The organism is Allobosea sp. GW821-FHT03A12 (genome assembly GCF_058986765.1).
This window is the reverse complement of record NZ_JBYSVZ010000003.1, coordinates 747908-764045: the sequence shown is the minus strand read 5'-3', so window position 1 is coordinate 764045 and position 16138 is coordinate 747908. Positions and strand designations below refer to the sequence as shown.

At 67.3% G+C, this 16138-nt stretch carries 14 protein-coding genes; 11 read left to right on the top strand and 3 right to left on the bottom strand.

All coding sequences use genetic code 11. The features are described 5' to 3' along the window. Positions 1 to 14: 14 nt before the first annotated feature. Positions 15 to 1760: an ABC transporter permease gene (locus AC3WLC_RS11160; RefSeq protein WP_493683990.1), complete on the top strand. Its 1746-nt coding sequence runs from the start codon at positions 15 to 17 to the stop codon at positions 1758 to 1760. A gap of 188 nt (positions 1761 to 1948) precedes the next feature. After that, positions 1949 to 3253, top strand: a complete 1305-nt coding sequence (locus AC3WLC_RS11155; RefSeq protein ID WP_493683989.1) for a diguanylate cyclase — start codon at positions 1949 to 1951, stop codon at positions 3251 to 3253. A 1-nt stretch (position 3254) separates the two neighbouring features. Here the strand turns inward: AC3WLC_RS11155 and AC3WLC_RS11150 are convergent, their stop codons facing one another. After that, entirely contained in the window at positions 3255 to 4193 is a 939-nt protein-coding gene (locus AC3WLC_RS11150) for a LysR family transcriptional regulator (RefSeq protein WP_493683988.1), read from the bottom strand. Between the two features lie 122 nt (positions 4194 to 4315). Between AC3WLC_RS11150 and AC3WLC_RS11145 the strand changes: the two genes are divergently transcribed. The 6 genes from AC3WLC_RS11145 to hpxZ all read left to right on the top strand — a co-directional run bounded on the left by AC3WLC_RS11145 (position 4316) and on the right by hpxZ (position 10654). Then, positions 4316 to 5812, top strand: a complete 1497-nt coding sequence (locus AC3WLC_RS11145; RefSeq protein WP_493683987.1) for a CoA-acylating methylmalonate-semialdehyde dehydrogenase — start codon at positions 4316 to 4318, stop codon at positions 5810 to 5812. A gap of 21 nt (positions 5813 to 5833) precedes the next feature. Then, on the top strand, positions 5834 to 6985 hold the full coding sequence (locus tag AC3WLC_RS11140) for an isobutyryl-CoA dehydrogenase (RefSeq protein WP_493684541.1): 1152 nt from the start codon (positions 5834 to 5836) through the stop codon (positions 6983 to 6985). A 58-nt stretch (positions 6986 to 7043) separates the two neighbouring features. Further along, a complete protein-coding gene (gene mmsB / locus AC3WLC_RS11135) occupies positions 7044 to 7985 on the top strand; it encodes a 3-hydroxyisobutyrate dehydrogenase (protein ID WP_493683986.1) in 942 nt (313 codons plus the stop codon). A gap of 93 nt (positions 7986 to 8078) precedes the next feature. Then, complete coding sequence (nudC, locus tag AC3WLC_RS11130) at positions 8079 to 9035, top strand: NAD(+) diphosphatase (RefSeq protein ID WP_493683985.1); 957 nt, start codon at positions 8079 to 8081, stop codon at positions 9033 to 9035. A gap of 45 nt (positions 9036 to 9080) precedes the next feature. Next, positions 9081 to 10253: an amidase gene (locus AC3WLC_RS11125; protein ID WP_493683984.1), complete on the top strand. Its 1173-nt coding sequence runs from the start codon at positions 9081 to 9083 to the stop codon at positions 10251 to 10253. Then, the gene (hpxZ, locus tag AC3WLC_RS11120; RefSeq protein WP_493683983.1) at positions 10250 to 10654 is read left to right on the top strand and encodes an oxalurate catabolism protein HpxZ; all 405 of its coding nucleotides are present in this window, start codon (positions 10250 to 10252) and stop codon (positions 10652 to 10654) included. Before AC3WLC_RS11125 ends, hpxZ begins: the two co-directional genes overlap by 4 nt. Before the next feature lie 24 nt (positions 10655 to 10678). Here hpxZ and AC3WLC_RS11115 read toward each other — a convergent pair whose 3' ends face one another. Both AC3WLC_RS11115 and AC3WLC_RS11110 read right to left on the bottom strand, forming a co-directional pair. Next, positions 10679 to 11533 (bottom strand): prephenate dehydratase, encoded by an 855-nt coding sequence (locus tag AC3WLC_RS11115; protein ID WP_493683982.1) that lies wholly within the window; start codon positions 11531 to 11533, stop codon positions 10679 to 10681. A gap of 15 nt (positions 11534 to 11548) precedes the next feature. Then, positions 11549 to 12286 (bottom strand): 3-deoxy-manno-octulosonate cytidylyltransferase, encoded by a 738-nt coding sequence (locus AC3WLC_RS11110; protein ID WP_346363495.1) that lies wholly within the window; start codon positions 12284 to 12286, stop codon positions 11549 to 11551. Between the two features lie 173 nt (positions 12287 to 12459). Between AC3WLC_RS11110 and AC3WLC_RS11105 the strand changes: the two genes are divergently transcribed. From AC3WLC_RS11105 to AC3WLC_RS11095, 3 genes are all read left to right on the top strand, one after another. Then, positions 12460 to 13005 carry a c-type cytochrome gene (locus tag AC3WLC_RS11105; protein ID WP_493683980.1) on the top strand — a complete coding sequence of 182 codons (546 nt, stop codon included), beginning with the start codon at positions 12460 to 12462 and terminating at the stop codon, positions 13003 to 13005. A 166-nt stretch (positions 13006 to 13171) separates the two neighbouring features. Continuing rightward, positions 13172 to 15040: an extracellular solute-binding protein gene (locus AC3WLC_RS11100; protein ID WP_493683979.1), complete on the top strand. Its 1869-nt coding sequence runs from the start codon at positions 13172 to 13174 to the stop codon at positions 15038 to 15040. A gap of 6 nt (positions 15041 to 15046) precedes the next feature. Further along, positions 15047 to 16138 carry a microcin C ABC transporter permease YejB gene (locus tag AC3WLC_RS11095; protein WP_493683978.1) on the top strand — a complete coding sequence of 364 codons (1092 nt, stop codon included), beginning with the start codon at positions 15047 to 15049 and terminating at the stop codon, positions 16136 to 16138.

Genomic DNA, 16138 nt, shown 5'->3' with positions numbered 1-16138 from the left:
CAGGCACCGACACGATGACGCTCGCAGCCCCCGCAGAGCTAAGGCAGACCGGCATCCGCCCGGCGCTGCCCGGCCTTGCCTTGCCGGCCGGCCTTGGCCTGCCGGCGCTGGTGCTGCTCTGCGCAACGCTGTTCGGTGCCCTGCCCTTCCTGCGCCTGCTCGCCGCCGCCTTCGCGCCTGGCTGGCAATTCGCTCCCGAAGGCGCGCTGGCGGAGATCACCAGCCGCGCCGCGGTCAACGCGACCTTGCACACCTTTGAGACGGCCGGCCTGTCGGCGCTCGGAGCGCTGCTGATCGGCGGCACGGCGGCGATCCTGCTCGCTGTCACCGATGTCCGCGGCAAGCGCCCGCTCGCCTTCGCGCTGGTCTTCTCGATGATGATCGCGCCGCAGGTGGCGGCGCTCGCTTTCCTCAGCCTGTTCGCGCCGAACTCGGCCCTGCTCGGCATGCTCGGCCTCGCGCCGGCGCCGGGCACGCCCAATCCCCTGCTCGGTCGCGGCGGCATCATCCTGGTGATGGCGCTGCATCATGCGCCGCTGGTGGCGATCACGCTCTGGACCGGCCTACGCAGCGTGCCGCAGGCGCTGGTCGAGGCGGCGCAGATGGAAGGCGCGGCGCCCGCCACCATCGTCGGACGCATCCTGCTGCCCGTGCTGCGACCGCAGATCATCGCCGCGGCGTTGCTCGCCTTCGTCGCCGGCATCGGCAATTTCGGCATCCCGGCCTTGCTCGGCCTGCCGGTGAACTACCTCACTCTGCCGACGCTGATCTATCGCCGGCTGTCCAGCTTCGGTCCGGCCGGCTTGCCGGATGCGGCTGCGCTCTCGCTCCTCGTCGCGCTCGTCGCCGGCTTCGGCATCGTCGCCGGCCTGATCGCGACGCGCCGCGGCGGCGGCAAGGTCGAGATCGAGCGGCCCCTGCAGCCGTTCTGGCAACTGGGTGCCGCCCGGCCGCTCATTGCCGCCGGGCTCTGGCTGCTGATCGCCATCAAGCTCGGCCTGCCGCTGCTGGCGCTGCTCGGCGAGGCGCTGACGCCGGCGCTCGGCGTCGCGCTGACCTGGCAGAACCTCACCTTCGACAAGTTTGCCGAAGTGCTGCTCCGGCAGGACGTGACGGTGCGTGCCTTCCGCAATTCCTTCCTCTTCGCCGGCACGGCTGCCGTGCTGCTGTCCCTGCTCTCGATCGCCTTCGCCTACGGGCTGGAGCGGCGCATGGGCAAGCTCCGGCGCGTCGTCGACGTGGTTATCGAGCTACCCTACGCCCTGCCGGGCGTCGTGCTGGCGATCGCCTGCATCCTGATGTTCCTGAAGCCGCTGCCGCTGATCGGCGTCAGCATCTACGCGACGCCCTTCATCATCCTCTTCGCCTACATGGCCCGCTTCCTGCCGCTGGCGCTGAAGGCGCCCGTCGCGGCGATGGCGCAGATCGAGGCGCATCATGAGGAAGCCGCCAGGCTCGACGGCGTCACGCTCTGGCAGATGCTACGCTTCATCGTCGCGCCGATCCTGGCGCCGGCCGCCGCCGTCAGCGGGCTGATGGTGTTCCTCGTCGCCTTCAACGAGCTCACCGTCTCGGCCCTGCTCTGGTCCTCCGGCACCGAGACGCTCGGCGTCGTGCTGTTCAGCCTGAAGGAGGCCGGGCTCGCCGGCGAAGCCGCGGCGGTCGCGATCAGCGCCTGCGCGGTGATCCTTGCGGTGATGCTGGGCCTTGACGCACTCGGTCGCAAGCTGCCGGCCAACATCCTGCCTTGGCGGATCTGAACCGCGCGACCGCGCACTCAACAGGCCAATAAGAACAGCTTATCCCGGCGATCCGAGCTGACATAGTTAAGCCCAATTTAACGTTACGGCAGGAAGGTCTGCCGCATGGAGTTCGCCTTTCCGCTGCGAAGCAGAGCTCGAAACCTGCCGTGCCCTCTCACGGCGCCGACCGAGGACCTGTGAGCTCAATGGCCTATCGCACCCCCGGCCGCCGCCAGAGCGAACCCATCGCCGAGGAGCTCAAGATCCTCGTCGTCGAGGATTCCAGGACCTATGCGCTGGCACTGTCGCGCCGCCTAGAGACCGAGCTGCGCCTGCCGATCGTCGTCTGCCAGTCGCTCAACGAGCTGCACGAGGTCGTCACCGAGGACCGCGCCGCCTACACCATGGCCGTGGTCGACCTGAACCTGCCGGACGCGCCGCGCGGCGAAGCGATCGACTTCACCGTGCAGCGCGGCATTCCGACCATCGTCCACACCGCGAGCTTCGACCTCGACACGCGCAACCGGATCATGGAGCGCGACGTCATCGACTATGTCCCCAAGGACAGCGCCTTCACGCTCGAGACCCTGGTCGCCACCGCCAAGCGCGCGCTCGCCAACCGCCAGACCCGCATCCTCGTCGTCGACGACACCTCGGCGACGCGCAAGCTGCTCGCCCATATGCTGAAGGTCCAGCAATACCAGGTGATCGAGATCGGCTCCGGGGCCGAGGCGCTGGCCCTTCTCAAGGACAATCCCGACATCCGGCTCGTCGTCAGCGACTACTACATGCCGGACATGGACGGCTACGAGCTGACGCGGCGCATCCGCCGCGAGTTCGCCTCCGACCGGCTGCGCCTGATCGGCGTCTCCTCATCGAGCGACCGCATGGTCTCGGTCGGCTTCCTCAAGGCCGGCGCCAACGACTTCATCTCGATGCCCTTCATCCCGGAAGAGCTGCAATGCCGGATCGCGAGCAATGTCGAGACGCTCGAACAGCTCGAGCAGCTCCATAGCCTCGCCTCGCGCGATGCGCTGACCGGGCTGTTCAACCGCCGCCATTTCTTCGCCAATGCCGGCCGATTGATCGAGGAGGCGCAGGCGAAGAAACGCAAGAGCGCCGTCGCGATCCTCGACATCGACGACTTCAAGCAGCTGAACGATAGCCACGGCCATGATTTCGGCGACCAGGCGCTCGCCAGCGTGGCGCGCTGCCTCGCCCAGTCGGTGGAGGGCAGCGGCCATCTGCTCGCCCGCATCGGCGGCGAGGAATTCGCCATCCTGTTCCCCGGCCTCGACGCCAAGGCGGCGATGCGCCTCAGCGACCACATCAGGCTCGACGTCTCGCATGAGACGCTGACCGTCGGCGACCAGCAGGTCACCCTGACGGCTTCGATCGGCGTCGCCGAGATCGATGGCGCCGGCCATTTCGACCAGCAGCTGATCGCCGCGGATCGCGCGCTTTACGCCGCCAAGCGCGAGGGGCGCAACTGCGTGCGCCTCGCGGAATAGTTCAGCTTGCCGCGGCGAGGCGCGCGCCGCCGCCCGCCGCCAGCTCGCCCATCAACAGCGCCCGGTTCGCCTTCGACTCGCGCACGATGAAGTCGACGACCGCGCGCACCCGGGCGACATCCTTGAGATCGGCATGGACGAGCAGCCAGAATGAGCGGGTGATCGAGACGCTCTCGGGCAGCACTGGCACCAGCCTCGGCTCGTCGACCGCCATGAAATGGTGGATCACGCCGATGCCGGCACCAGCCGCGACGGCATTCATCTGCGCCAGCACGCTCGAGCTCTGGATATGGGCGCGCAGGCCCTTGGCGACCTCGTCGAGATAATCGAGCTCGGGCGTGAAGATCAGGTCGTCGATATAGCCGACAATACGATGCTCGAAGAGGTCCTCGGCCGCCGTGATCGGCGGGTTGGCGTCGAGATAGTCCTGTGCGGCGTAGAGCCCAAGCCGATAGTCGCAGAGCTTGCGGGCGACGACCTTGCCTTCCTTCGGCGGGGCCAGCGTGATCGCGACATCGGCCTCGCGCTTCGACAGCGAGAGCAGACGCGGCATGGCGATGAGCTGCAGCTCCAGCCCGGGATAGGCCTTGGCGAGACCGGCGAAACGCGAGGCGAGGAAGGTCGAGCCGAAACCGTCGGGCGCCCCGATCCGGACCGTTCCGGAGAGCGCCATGTCGGCGCCGCCGATCTCGCTCTGGATCGCCAGCGCCTCGGTCTCCATGCTCTCGGCCTTGGCCAGGAGCTGCTCGCCATGGCCGGTCAGCGCATAGCCCTGCGGGCGGCGCTCGAACAGCTTGGCCTTGAGCGATTCCTCCAGCGAGGTGATGCGGCGCGAGACGGTGGCATGGTCGGCGCCGAGCCGGCGCGCGGCTGCGGTGAGCCGGCCCGAACGGGCGACGGCAAGGAAGAATCGCAGGTCGTCCCAGTCGAACCGTTCCATGGCGCTCCTCCCGTATATGTGTTTTCGCACGACCTCGGTCGATATCCGCCTATAGCCGTGCGCAAACGATAATGATAGGGGTAGCGCCAATCAGCGTTCACAGACTTTGGGAGGAGGACGCCATGCGTCAGATCGGTCACTTCATCGGCGGCAAGCATGTCGCCGGCACCTCGGGCCGCACGGCCGACGTCTACCAGCCGATGGACGGCTCGGTGATCGGCAAGGTCGCCCTCGCTTCCGCCGCCGACATGCGCGCCGCGGTCGAGAACGCGCTCGAAGCCCAGCCGAAATGGGCGGCGGTCAACCCGCAGCGCCGCGCCCGCGTGCTGATGAAGTTCCTCGACCTGATCGCGCAGAACAATGACGAGCTCGCAGAATTGCTCGCCCGCGAGCACGGCAAGACCATCCCCGACGCCAAGGGCGACATCCAGCGCGGCGTCGAGGTCGTCGAGTTCTCGCTCGGCGTGCCCAACCTGATGAAGGGCGAGTTCACCGACGGCGCCGGCCCGGGCATCGACATCTACTCGCTGCGCCAGCCGCTCGGCGTCGTCGCCGGCATCACCCCGTTCAACTTCCCGGCGATGATCCCGCTCTGGAAGCTCGGCCCCGCCATCGCCTGCGGCAACGCCTTCATCCTGAAGCCGTCCGAGCGTGATCCCGGCGTGCCGATGCGCCTCGCCGAGCTGTTCGTCGAAGCGGGCGGACCTCCCGGCATCCTCAATGTCGTCAACGGCGACAAGGAGGCGGTCGACGCCATCCTCGACGACCATGACATCAAGGCCGTCGGCTTCGTCGGCTCGACCCCGATCGCCGAGTACATCTACGCTCGCGGCTGCGCCAATGGTAAGCGCGTGCAGTGCTTCGGCGGCGCCAAGAACCACATGATCATCATGCCGGACGCCGACATGGATCAGGCGGTCGACGCGCTGATCGGCGCCGGCTACGGCTCGGCCGGCGAGCGCTGCATGGCGATCTCGGTCGCCGTCCCGGTCGGCAAGGCCACCGCGGACGAGCTGGTGAAGCGGCTGATCCCCCGCGTCGAGAGCTTGAAGATCGGCCCCTCGACCGACACCTCGGCCGATTACGGCCCGGTCGTCACCAAGGCGGCGATGGAGAAGATCAAGTCCTATGTCGACATCGGCATCGGCGAAGGCGCCAAGCTCGTGGTCGACGGCCGCGACTTCAAGATGCAGGGCTACGAGAATGGCTTCTATGTCGGCGGCTGCCTGTTCGACAACGTCACCAAGGACATGCGCATCTACAAGGAGGAGATCTTCGGACCGGTCCTCTCCGTGCTGCGCACCGAGAGCTATGACGAGGCGCTGAAGCTGACCAACGACCACGAATACGGCAACGGCACCGCGATCTACACCCGCGACGGCGACGCTGCCCGCGACTTCGCCTCGAAGGTCCAGGTCGGCATGGTCGGCATCAACGTGCCGATCCCGGTTCCGCTGGCCTACTATACCTTCGGCGGCTGGAAGCGTTCTTCCTTCGGCGACCTCAACCAGCACGGCCCGGATTCGATCCGCTTCTACACCAAGACCAAGACCGTGACGGCGCGCTGGCCGTCTGGCATCAAGGACGGCGCCAGCTTCGTCATCCCGACGATGAACTGAGCCGACGGCGAAGGGGATCGGATCGTGTTTTCCCTCACCGAAGACCAGATCGCGATCCGCGACATGGCCCAGGGTTTCGCTGCCGAAACCCTGGCGCCGCACGCCGTGCGCTGGGACGAGGAGAAGCATTTCCCTGTCGAGGAAATGCGCCAGGCGGCTGCGCTCGGCATGGGCGGCATCTATATCCGCGACGATGTCGGCGGCTCCGGCCTGTCGCGCCTCGACGCGGCGGTGATCTTCGAGGCGCTGTCGACGGGCTGTCCGACGGTCGCGGCCTATATCTCGATCCACAACATGTGCGCCTGGATGATCGACCGCTACGGGTCGGACGAGCAGCGGCAGAAATACCTGCCGAAGCTCTGCACCATGGACCATCTGGCCAGCTATTGCCTGACCGAGCCGGGCGCGGGCTCGGACGCCGCGGCGCTGAAGACCAAGGCGGTGCTCGACGGCGACCATTATGTCCTCGACGGCCAGAAGCAGTTCATCTCCGGCGCCGGAGTCTCCGACGTCTATGTCGTGATGGTCCGCACCGGCGAGGCCGGCCCCTCCGGCATCTCGACCATCGTCGTCGAGAAGGGCACGCCCGGCCTCTCCTTCGGCGCCAACGAGAAGAAGATGGGCTGGAACGCCCAGCCGACGCGCGCAGTGATCTTCGAGAACTGCCGCGTGCCGGTCGCCAACCGGATCGGCCCGGAAGGCATCGGTTTCAAGATCGCCATGGCCGGGCTCGATGGTGGGCGGCTGAATATCGGCGCCTGCTCGATCGGCGGGGCGCAGGGCGCGCTCGACAAGGCCCTCAGCTATGCCCAGGAGCGCAAGGCCTTCGGCTCACGCATCGCCGATTTCCAGGCGCTGCAGTTCAAGCTTGCCGACATGGCGATCGAATTGGAGGCGGCCCGCACCTTCCTCTGGCGCGCCGCGGCGGCGCTCGACGAGAAGACGCCCGATGCGAGCAAGCTCTGCGCCATGGCCAAGCGCGTCGCCACCGATACCGGCTTCGAGGTCGCCAACCAGGCGCTGCAGATCCATGGCGGCTATGGCTATCTCGCCGATTACGGCATCGAGAAGATCGTCCGCGACCTCCGGGTCCACCAGATCCTGGAAGGCACCAACGAGGTGATGCGGATGATCGTGGCGCGCTCGCTGGTCGGGCGGGCCAAGGGGAATTGAGACTCAGACGTCATTCTCGGGCGAAGCGAAGCGCAGACCCGAGAATCTCCTGAAAGAGATGCTCGGGTCTGAGCCCGAGCATGACGCGAACGACAGCGGGAAGGACACGACCATGAGCACCATCGCTTTCATCGGGCTCGGCAATATGGGCGGGCCGATGGCCGGCAACCTGGTCAAGGCCGGGCACAAGGTCTCCGCCTTCGACCTGTCGCAGCCTTCCAAGGATGCGGCCGCGGCGCTCGGCGTCGGCATCGCCGCCTCGGCCAAGGAAGCGGTCGCAGAGGCCGAGATCGTCGTCACCATGCTGCCGGCAGGAAAGCATGTGCTGGGCGTCTGGGCCGACATCCTCCCGGCGGTGAAGCCGGGCACGCTGCTGATCGATTCCTCGACCATCGATGTCGAGAGCGCCCGCAAGGCGCATGCGCTCGCGGCCGAGCGCGGCTGCCTCTCGCTCGACGCGCCGGTCTCGGGCGGCGTCGGCGGCGCCCAGGGCGCGACCCTGACCTTCATGGTCGGCGGAAGCGCCGACGCCTTCAAGCGCGGCGAGCCAGTGCTGTCGGCGATGGGCAAGAAGGTCGTGCATTGCGGTGACGCCGGCAACGGCCAGGCGGCGAAGATCTGCAACAACATGATCCTGGGCATCTCGATGATCGGCGTCTCCGAGGCCTTCGTGCTGGCCGAGAAGCTGGGCCTGTCGCACCAGGCGCTGTTCGACGTCGCCTCGACTTCCTCGGGTCAGTGCTGGTCGCTGACGACCTATTGCCCGGTGCCGGGCCCGGTGCCGACCTCGCCGGCCAATAACGACTACAAGCCCGGCTTCGCCTCGGCGCTGATGCTGAAGGACCTGAAGCTCGCCCAGGAAGCGGCGCAGGCGGCCGGCGCCTCGACCCCGCTCGGCTCGGCCGCGGCGCAGGTCTACGGGCTGCACAATGCCTGGGGCGAAGGCGGCACCGACTTCTCCGGCATCATCCATCTGCTGCGCGGACGCGGCAAGGAGTGAGCAGGCGGCTCAACCGCTCGCGACTGTTCGCATACGTATAATTCTGCGTTCGCCCCGTTCCGGTCGGATCGAAAGCGGAGTAGGACGGGAGGCATGAACGACGCCTCCCGCCGCACCGAACGCTCAGCCCAGACCGGCTTCGCCACCAGCTCGCTCGACCGACGCGCCGACCTGCGCGACAAGCCGGACGAGGTCGTCGCCTTGCGCGCCCGCAGCGACACGCGCTTCACCGTCGTCGCCGGCGAGACGCCGATCCTGTTGCGGACCGGCGCCGAGACCCAGACGATCTGGTTCGACGAGAGCGGCGCCGATGGCTTGGGCTCGGCGCAGGAAGAGGTCTTCCTCGGGCTCGCTCCCGACGGCGCACCGCGCTTCGGCCGGCTGATCGACCGCGACCTGCTCGATGGCTTGCGCGAGCAAGCCGTGCTCGTCGTCACCGACCTGCGCAGCGTTGCGCTGAAGCGTCTGGTGCCGAAGGAGGAGGTCGGCCCGCTCGGCGAGGCCAAGGCCCTGCTCGACTGGCATGCGCGCCATCGCTGCTGCGCCCAATGCGGCGCGCCGACCAAGCTCGGCTCGGCCGGCTGGAAGCGGCAATGCGAGGCCTGCGGCGCGCAGCATTTTCCGCGCACCGACCCGGTCGTGATCATGCTGGCGGTGCGCGGCGACAACTGCCTGCTGGCGCGCCAGTCTCGTTTCGCGCCCGGCATGTATTCCTGCATCGCCGGCTTCGTCGAGCCGGGCGAAACCTTCGAGGACGCGGTCAGGCGCGAGACCTGGGAGGAAGCGGGCCTGCGCACCGGCACGGTGCGCTACATCGCCTCGCAGCCCTGGCCTTTCCCCGGCTCATTGATGATCGGCTGCATCGCCGAGGCGCTGAACGACGACATCGTGCTGGATGGCACCGAGCTGGAAGCTGGCCGCTGGTTCAGCCGGGCGGAGGCACTGCAGATGCTGGAGGGCAAGCACCCCGACAACCTGTTTTGCCCGCCGCACATGGCGATCGCCAACACGATCCTGAAGGCGTGGGCGGTGGACGGCGAGGAGCCCTGACCCGTCGCGCGCCTCCCCGACGATGACATCTTTGCGGAGCCCTGGATGACGGACCCGGTCAACGCCTTCGTCCCCGGGCCACGCGCCCAGATCGCCGGCACTCCGGGCGGGCCACTCTCGGGGCTGACCTTCGCCGTCAAGGACCTGTTCGATGTCGCCGGCCTGCCGACCGGTGGCGGCAACCATGACTGGGCCAAGGCGAACCCCATCCCAACCCGCCATGCCTGGGCAGTGCAGACCTTGCTGGATGCCGGCGCGGAATTCGTCGGCAAGACCATCACCGACGAGGTCTCGCTCGGCATTCTCGGCGAGAACGCCTTCGACGGCACTCCGCTCAACAGCGCCGCGCCCGAGCGCGTGCCAGGTGGCTCCTCATCGGGCTCGGCGGCAGCCGTCGCCGCAGGGCTCTGCGACATCGCGCTGGGTACCGATACCGGCGGCTCCATGCGGGTACCGTCGAGCTTCTGCGGGATCTACGGCATCCGGCCGACGCATGGCCGGCTCGACGTCACCGGACTGCTGCCGCAGGCTCCGAGCTCAGACACCGCCGGCTGGTTCGCGCGCGATGCCGGGACCTTTGCGAAGGTCGGGACCGTCCTGCTCGGCGAAGCACCCGGCCCGCTGCCGACGAAGCTGCTGATCGCGGTCGATGCCTTCGGCTTCGCCGACCCCGAAGTCGCGGAGGCCCTGCGGCCGATGGTCCGTAAGCTGGAGCGGATCATCGGCCCGGCACGCGAGGAGATCATGGCGCCGCAGGGGCTGTCGGTCTGGGCGCGCGCGCAGCGCAGCCTGCAGCCGGTCGAGGCCTGGCAGACCTTCAGGCCATGGATCGAACGGCACAATCCGCGCATGGCCTTCAGCGTCGCCGCCGGGCTGATCGCCGGCTCGCAAGTTCCCGCGAGCGAGCGCAACTGGGCCGCGCTGATGCGCGAGGAAGCACGGGCGCGGCTGCGCTATCTCCTGCCGGCGGGCACGATCCTCTGCCTGCCGACGACGCCCTTCCCGGCGCCGCTGCGCGGCCTGCCGACACCGGAGCAGCAGCCGCTGCGCGATCGCATCACTTGTCTCTGCGCCCAAGGCGGCCTCACCGGCTCGCCCCAGCTCAACCTGCCCGGTGCCACCGTGGACGGCGCGCCGGTCGGCCTGTCGATCATCGGCGGACGCGGCACCGACGCCAGCCTGATTGCCGTCGCCCAAGCCATGGAGGCCCTTTCGTGAGCGACCTGACCCCGAACCTGCCCGATGTCGTCGCCGAGATCAGCGCGCTGTTCGAGCGCTATGAGCAGGCGCTGATCGACAAGGAGGTCGACGTCCTCGACGCCTCCTTCTGGAACAGCCCCCACACCATCCGCTATGCGCTCGGCGAGAACGGTTACGGCTTCGACGAAATCCACGCTCACCGCGTCGCCCGCCCGCCGGGCCCGGGCATCAAGGAAAAGCGGATCCGCCTGGAGATCCTGACGCTCGGGCGCGACCTCGCCACGGTGAACCTGGAGTTCAAGGTGCGCGGGCGCGAGATCATCGGCCGCCAGAGCCAGACCTGGGTGCGCTTCCCCGATCTCGGCTGGAAGGTGGTCTCGGCCCATGTCTCGACGATGGAGGGCCCGCGCCCCTGGTGAAGGGGCGCCGCCTGCGGGACCGGCTTACTCCCCCGGCTCGGGGAAGCTGTCGCGGAATCCGTGCGCCGGGTAGACGCCGAGGATCTTCAGCTCCTTGGAGAAGAAGGCGAGCTCGTCGAGCGCCCGCTTCAGCGCCGGATCGTCGGGATGACCCTCGACGTCGCTGTAGAACATCGTCGCCGAGAAATGGCCGTCGACCATATAGCTCTCGAGCTTGGTCATGTTGATGCCGTTGGTGGCGAATCCGCCGAGCGCCTTGTAGAGCGCCGCCGGCAGGTTGCGGACCTGGAAGATCAGCGTCGTCACCGTCTTGCCCGAACCCTGGCGGGCGAACTCCGGATATTTCGAGAGCACGACGAAGCGCGTGGTGTTGTGCTTCTCGTCCTCGATATCCTCCATCAGGATGTTGAGGCCGTAGACTTCCGCGGCAATGTGCGGGGCGATCGCGGCGCGCGTCGGGTCGCCCGCTTCGGCGACCTGGCGGGCCGAGCCGGCGGTATCGGCCGCGACCTCGGCCTTGAGGCCGAGCTTGCGGATGATCTTGCGGCACTGGCCGAGCGCGTGGATGTGGCTCTGCACCGTCTTCAGCGTCGCCAGCGTCGCGCCCTCGACCGCCATCAGATGGAAGCGGATCGGCAGGAAGTGCTCGCCGATGATGTGCAGGCCGGAGCGCGGCAGCAAATGATGGATGTCGGCGACGCGGCCGGCGATCGAATTGTCGATCGGGATCATGCCATAGCGGGCGGAACCGTCCGAAACCGCGGCGAGCGCGTCCTCGAAAGTCCGGCAGGGCAGCAGCTCGCAATCCGGAAAGACCTGGAGGGCGGCCTGCGAGGAGAAGGCTCCAGGCTCACCCTGATAGGAAACGACGACTGACATTGGAGACTTTCAGGCTCAGGCGCGGGATGTCAGGAACGCGCGGGCGCGGTCCAGGTCGGGGGGCGTGTCGACGCCGCGCGGGACATGATCGATGATCATCGCGTCGATGCGCATGCCGTCTTCGAGCGCCCGCAACTGCTCGAGCTTCTCGCGCAATTCGAGCGGCGACTGCGGCAGCGAGACGAAGCGGTCGAGCGCGCGGCGGCGATAGGCGTAGAGGCCGACATGGTGATAGAGCGGGCCATCGCCATAGGGGGCGGTCGCCCGGGTAAAGTAGAGCGCACGCATCCGGCCGGGGGAAATCTCGCTGCCGATCAGCTTGACCACGCTCGGCGCGGTCTTCTCCTCGTCCTCGGTGATCTCGCCGGCAAGCGTCGCGATATCGACGGCCGGATCGGCGAGCGGCTCGACCGCGGCCGCGATCGCGGTCGGCGCCAAGGTGGGGAAATCGCCCTGGACGTTGACGATGATGTCGTGCTCGCCCTTGGGGTCGATGATGTCGGCGGCTTCCTTGATCCGGTCCGAGCCGGTCTGGTGCGCAGGGCTGGTCATCACCGCACGGCCGCCGGCCTGCTCGATCGCCGCCAGGATGCGCTCGTCATCGGTCGCGACCACGACATCGCCAACGCGCGCCTCGATGGCACGGCGCCAGACACGGACGATCATCGGCTCGCCCAGGATATCGGCCAGCGGCTTGCCCGGCAGGCGCGTCGCCTGCATGCGGGCCGGGATAAGGATCAGCGGATTGGGCATTGGCTGGGGAAAGCTCGCAGGGCGGCAAAAAGTCTCAAAGCGGTGCGTGCTTATACGAGTTGCAATGCAGCGCGCAAAGCGGTTAAGCAGCGCAGACGTGCCGGCTCCCGCAAGGGTCCGGCCGCAGCGCTGTCTTGCTCCGCCGACGGGCGGGCCGGGGGTTGTGAGAGACGATGAATATCGAACTGAACAAGATCGCTGGCGCGGGCCTCTCGACGCTGCTCGTCGTGATGGCCCTGAACATGGGCGCCGGCATCGTCTTCACCCCAAAGAAGCCGGCCGTGCCGGGCTTCGACCTGCCGAGCCTCGAGCCGGCGGCTGCGGGGGGCGCGGGCGCCCCGGCGGCAGCGGCCGAGGAGCCGATCGCGGTGCGTCTCGCCAAGGCCGACGTGGCCAAGGGCGAGAAGGCCGTCGGCGCCTGCAAGGCCTGCCACACCTTCGAGAAGGGCGGCGCCAACAAGGTCGGCCCGCATCTCTTCGATGTCTATGGCCGTTCCGAGGGTTCGGTCGCCGGCTTCGGATATTCGGCCGCGATGAAGGGCCGCAACGACAAGAGCTGGGACGCCGAGGCGCTCGACCACTTCCTGAAGAACCCGAAGGCCTACGTCCCCGGCACCGCCATGGCCTTCGCCGGCCTGAGCAAACCCGATCAGCGCGCCGATGTCGTCGCCTATCTCAACAGCCTCGCCGATTCGCCGAAGCCCCTGCCGAAGCCCTGATTTGGCAGTGCTTCTCGCGCCAACGTGACCTTGCAAGCCGGGCCAAAGCCCGGCTTTTGCATGTCCACGCCATGCAATTGCCGTCACCATCGCGACGAATGCGAGCAACGCTGGCATTGTCTCAGCGCAACGACATAATCGGACGACGAATCGCAAGGGGTATCGCATGGCGATCCGGATCACCCGCCGCAGGCTGCTCGAAGCCGGCGGCGCGCTCGCAGGCGCGGCCGTTCTGCCGGGCTCACTGACGACGGCGCTCGCGCAGGACAGCGAGGTCCACGGCCTCTCGACCTTCGGTGAGCTCGGGCTGCCGCCCGACTTCCCGCATTTCGCCTATGTGAACCCGAAGGCACCGAAAGGCGGCTCGCTTACCGTCCAGATCAAGCGTGCCGGCGGCAATCAGAGCTTCGACACCTTCAACACGCTCAACACCTATGTGCTGCAGGGCGACGGCGCGGCCGGCATGGATGCCTGCTTCGACAGCCTGATGGCCGGTTCGGCCGACGAGCCCAATACCGTCTACGGCCTGTTGGCGAAGAGCGTCGCAGTCTCCCCGGACAAGCTCACCTATCGCTTCCGGATGCGGCCGGAGGCGAAATTCCATGACGGCTCGCGCGTCACAGCCGGAGACGCGGCCTTCTCGTTCAACTTGCTCAAGAGCAAGGCCCACCCAACCTACCGCCTGATCCTCGCCCAGATGGAATCGGCGATCGCCGAGAGCGACGACCTCCTCGTGGTCAAGCTCTCGCCGAAGCGCGACCGTGACCTGCATCTCGTCGTCGCCGGCCTGCCGGTGTTCTCGGAGAAATACTGGTCGAGCCGCAATTTCGAGGCTTCGACATTGGAGCCACCGCTCGGCTCGGGTGCCTATAAGGTCGGACGCTTCGAGCAGGGCCGCTTCATCGAGTTCGACCGGGTGCCGGACTACTGGGCCAAGGACCTGCCGGTGAATGTCGGCCAGAACAATTTCGACCGCGTGCGCTGGGAGTATTTCCGCGACCGGCAGGTGGCGTTCGAGGCCTTCAAGAGCGGCGTGATCACCTTCCAGGAGGAGTTCACCTCGCGCATCTGGGCGACCGGCTACGATTTCCCCGCCATCCACGACGGCAAGGTCAAGAAGGAGGCTCTGCCGAAGACCGAGCCGATCGGCTCGCAGGGTTGGATCTACAATCTGCGCCGCGAGAAATTCACCGATCCGCGCATCCGCGAGGCGCTCGGCCTCGCCTTCGACTTCGAGTGGACCAACAAGAACATCATGTTCTCGTCCTTCTCGCGGGCGACCTCCTATTTCGAGAACTCGGATTCGAAGGCGGCCGGCAAGCCCTCGCCGGAAGAGCTCGCGCTGCTCGAGCCGTTCCGCGGCAAGGTGCCGGATGAGGTCTTCGGTGAGCCCTTCCTGCCGCCGGTCTCGGACGGTTCGGGCAGCGACCGCGCTTTGCTGCGTCGAGCCGACGAGATGCTGCGCGCCGCCGGCTGCAAGCGCGACGGCAATGTGCTGAAGCTGCCGAACGGCCAGCCCTTCGAGATCGAGTTCCTCGATTCGACCCCTGCCCTGCAGCCGCACACCCAGCCCTTCCAGGCCAATCTCAAGCGGCTTGGCATCAACGCGACCTCGCGTATCGTCGACGGGGCGCAGTACCAGCGCCGGCTCGACGAATTCGACTTCGACGTGATCAGTCGGGCGATGACCGGCAGCGTCATCCCGAGCGACACGATGCGCGTCGTCTACGGTTCGGAAGCGGCCAAGACGCGCGGCTCGCGCAATGTCGGGGGGATCGCCGACCCGGCAATCGACGCGATGATCGAGAAGGTCGGCCAGGCCAAGAGCTATGCCGAGGTGGTCGTCGCCGCAAAGTGCCTCGACCGGCTGCTACGAGCCGGGCGCTACTGGATCCCGATGTGGTGGAACGCCAGCGAGTGGCTGGCCTATTGGGACATGTACGAGCGCCCGCAGACCAAGCCGAAATACGGTTCCGGCGCGCCGAGCACCTGGTGGTACGATCCCGAAAAGGCCAAGCGGATCGGGAAGGCATAAGCGGGAATGCTGAACTACATCGCCCGGCGTCTGGCGCTGATGGTGCCGACCCTGTTCGGCATCCTGCTGATCTCTTTCGTCATCGTGCAGTTCGCGCCCGGCGGGCCGGTCGAGCGGATCATCTCGCAGCTCAACAACCCCAATAGCGGCGCGGCCGAGCGCGTCGGCGGCGGCTCGGGCGGCGATGCCGGGGCGCAGGCGATGGATTCAAGCTCGGCCTATCGTGGCGCGCAGGGGCTCGACCCCGCCTTCATCAAGGAATTGGAGAAGCAGTTCGGCTTCGACAAGCCGGCGCATGAGCGCTTCCTCAAGATGCTGAAGGACTATGCGACCTTCGATTTCGGCCGCAGCTATTTCCGCGATGCGCCGGTGCTGCAATTGATCAAGGAGAAGCTGCCGGTCTCGATCACGCTCGGACTGTGGATGACGCTGCTCTCCTATGCGATCTCGATCCCACTCGGCATCCGCAAGGCGGTCAAGGACGGCTCGCGCTTCGACACCTGGACCAGCGCGGTCGTGATCATCGGCTACGCCATTCCGAGCTTCCTGTTCGCGATCCTCCTGATCGTGCTCTTCGCCGGCGGCTCGTTCTGGCAGATCTTCCCCTTGCGCGGCCTGACCTCGGAGAACTGGGCGCAGCTCAGTCTGCTCGGCAAGATGGGCGACTATCTCTGGCACATCGCCCTGCCGGTGCTGGCGATGGCGCTCGGGGCCTTCGCGACCTCGACGCTGCTCACCAAGAACTCCTTCCTCGACGAGATCAGGAAGCAATATGTCCTGACCGCGCGGATGAAGGGGCTGTCGGAGCGCGGCGTCCTCTATGGCCACGTCTTCCGCAACGCCATGCTGATCGTCATCGCCGGCTTTCCCGGCGCCTTCGTGCATGCGCTCTTCGCCGGCTCGCTGTTGATCGAGACGATCTTCTCGCTCGACGGGCTCGGGCTTCTCTCCTTCGAGGCGATCGTCAACCGCGACTATCCCGTGGTCTTCGCCAATCTCTACATCTTCTCGCTGATCGGCCTTGTCGTGCACCTGATCACCGACCTGACCTATGCCTGGGTCGACCCGCGCATCGACTTCGAATCGCGGGAAGCCTGA